At 69.0% G+C, this 2,610-nt stretch carries 3 protein-coding genes; 1 reads left to right on the forward strand and 2 read right to left on the reverse strand.

What is annotated here, in order from left to right:
• Positions 1 to 115 precede the first annotated feature (115 nt).
• Positions 116 to 1,084 (reverse strand): ATP-binding cassette domain-containing protein, encoded by a 969-nt coding sequence (locus RMN84_RS08545; protein ID WP_309611752.1) that lies wholly within the window; start codon positions 1,082 to 1,084, stop codon positions 116 to 118.
• A 67-nt stretch (positions 1,085 to 1,151) separates the two neighbouring features.
• Here RMN84_RS08545 and queG point away from each other — a divergent pair, with 67 nt between their 5' ends.
• Positions 1,152 to 2,246, forward strand: a complete 1,095-nt coding sequence (queG, locus tag RMN84_RS08550) for a tRNA epoxyqueuosine(34) reductase QueG (protein WP_309611753.1) — start codon at positions 1,152 to 1,154, stop codon at positions 2,244 to 2,246.
• Here queG and RMN84_RS08555 read toward each other — a convergent pair.
• Positions 2,184 to 2,540 carry a hypothetical protein gene (locus RMN84_RS08555; RefSeq protein WP_309611754.1) on the reverse strand — a complete coding sequence of 119 codons (357 nt, stop codon included), beginning with the start codon at positions 2,538 to 2,540 and terminating at the stop codon, positions 2,184 to 2,186. The genes queG and RMN84_RS08555 overlap by 63 nt on opposite strands.
• Positions 2,541 to 2,610: the final 70 nt, after the last annotated feature.

A 2,610-nucleotide genomic window follows, 5' to 3' on the forward strand; every position in this document is an offset into this window, starting at 1 on the left:
AGCAGCACCGGGAACAGCGGCCCGATGAGGAACAGCAGGAAGGTGCGGCGGAACACCGTGGCGACGAAATCGCGGCGGGCGATGACGAAGGCGGCGCGCAAGGTCTCGGGAAGTCTCACGCCGCCTCCTCGACCGGGGTCGCCTGGCCCATCGCCTCGGCCGCCGCCTCACCGGCGATGGCGACGAAGGCGTCGTGCAGCCCGGGCCGCTCGATCGCCAGCGTCTCGATCCCCGCGTTGCCGTCGAGCAGCGCGCGCAGCAGCGGTTCCGGCCCGCCTGGCGGCAGTTCGAACGTCCATTCGCCGCCGTCCCGACGGGCGCCCGCCGGGATTGCGGACCGCCATGGACCATCGCTCGCCCGCGTTCGCAGCCGGACGATCGGACGGAGGCGGTCACGCGCCTCGTCGACCAGCCCTTCGAACGCGACCTTGCCTTCGGCGATGATCGCCACCCGCTCGCACAATCGCTCGGCGTGGGCGATGACATGGGTCGAGAAGATGATCGTCGTCCCCGCCGCCGCCTCGCGCCGGATCAGCGCCTCGAGCTTGCCCTGATTGATCGCGTCGAGGCCGGAGAAGGGCTCGTCGAGTACGATCAGCCGCGGCTTGTGGACAATCGTCCCGAGTAGCTGAACGGTCTGTGCCATGCCCTTCGACAAAGTGCGGATCGGCTTGCTGGCCCAGGCACCGAGGCCATGTTCCTCCATCAGCGCACGCCCGCGCCTTTTGCCCTCGCGCAGCGGCAGTCCGCGAAGGGCACCCATGAAGGCAATGGCGTCGTCGCAGTGCATCGACGGGTAGAGCCCGCGCTCCTCGGGCAAATAACCGACCTCGCGCGCCGCCTCCAGCGGGCGGGTGCGGCCGAGCAGGGTGCAATGGCCCGACGACGGGTCGATGATGCCGAGCAGCATCCTGAGCGTGGTCGTTTTGCCCGCGCCATTGGGACCGAGGATGCCGTAGATCGCTCCGGCGGGGACGGCGAGGCCGACGCCGTCGACCGCGCGCTTGTCGCCGAAATCCTTGACCAGGTCATACGCCGCGATGGCGACTGGCCCGGTCCATTCGTGCTGAGCTTGTCGAAGCACTGTCTTTTCTCTGCAAAAGAAGAACAGCCCTTCGACAAGCTCGGGGCGAACGGAGTAGTCGGGGTAAGTGCCTAGCGATGCAAGTCTTGAAGAGAGAATAAGAAGCAAGGCGGCCGAACTCGGCTTCGCTGCGTGCGGCTTTGCCCGCGCCGATGCCGCGCCGGAGGCGGGACCGGGGTTGCGCGAGTGGCTGGCCGAAGGGCGGCATGGCGAGATGGCGTGGATGGAGGCGCGGGCCGACGAGCGGGCGTCGCCGAACGGGCTGTGGCCCGAGGCGCGCTCAATCATCGCCTTGGGGATGAGCTATGCTCCGGCCACCGATCCGCTGGCACTGGCGGGTGCGCCGTCGCTGGGGCGGGTGTCGGTCTATGCGCAGGGCGGTGACTATCACAAAGCGGTCAAGCAGGGCCTGAAGGCGCTCGGCCGCTGGCTGGCCGACGAGACCGGGTGCGAGCTCAAGGTGTTTGTCGACACCGCCCCGGTGATGGAGAAACCGTTGGCTGCCGCCGCCGGGATCGGCTGGCAGGGCAAGCATAGCAATCTGCTCAGCCGCGAGCATGGCAATTGGTTGTTCCTCGGCATCGTCATGACGACGCTCGACCTGACGCCGGACGGCGCGGCGAGCGATCATTGCGGGAGTTGCTCGCGCTGCATGACGGCCTGCCCGACCGGGGCGATCGACGCGCCGCACCGGATCGATGCGCGGCGGTGCATCTCCTACCTCACGATCGAGCATCACGGCCCGATCCCGGTCGAGTTTCGTGCCGCGATCGGCAACCGCATCTATGGCTGTGACGATTGCCTGGCGGTGTGCCCGTGGAATCGGTTCGCCGAGGCGGGGCGGGCCAATCGCGCCTTCCTGCCCCGCCGAGAGCTGGTCGCGCCGCGGCTGGCGGACCTGCTGGCGCTCGATGATGGCGGGTTTCGCCAGTTGTTCGCCGGATCGCCGATCAAGCGCATCGGCTGGGCACGGATGATGCGCAATTGCCTGATCGCGGCGGGGAACAGTGGCGATCCCGGACTGATCGCGGCGGTCGGGCGGCACCTCGCCAGCGCTGACCCGGTCGTCGCCGAGGCGGCGACCTGGGCTGCGTCACGCCTACCGGCCAGCCTCGATCGCGGCCTCGCAGGCGACGGCGTCGGTGTCGGCACCGCTCGCTAGGCGCGCGTCGATATGGGTGACGCGCTCGACCCCTTGGCCTTTTTCCGGCGGGTAGAGATAGGCATCCAGCACGCACCCGCCGCCGCGATACTGCAGCTTCAGCCCCGGCCCCTCGCGCACCTGGAATGCGGGCGAGCCGAATACTTCGCCGAGGTCGCTGATGCTCAGCCCGATCAGGCGGCCGTGGCCGTGGCTGCCTTTCGCCGGAACCGCCGCGGGCGTTACCACCGGCGCGGGCGTCTCACTGGCGCAGGCGGCGAGGAACAGGGTGAGGACGGGGACAATTCTGCGCATCCGGCGCTGCTACCCTTTCCGTCATCCCCGCGAAAGCGGGGTCGAGCCCGGATGCCAGTTGTCGTGACGG

This window comes from Sphingomonas sp. (assembly GCF_031380695.1).
GTDB lineage: Bacteria > Pseudomonadota > Alphaproteobacteria > Sphingomonadales > Sphingomonadaceae > Sphingomicrobium.

Coding starts and splice junctions, on each gene's coding strand:
- RMN84_RS08555 (WP_309611754.1), bottom strand. CDS start 2,540: ATGCGCAGAATTGTCCCCGTCCTCACCCTGTTCCTCGCCGCCTGCGCC.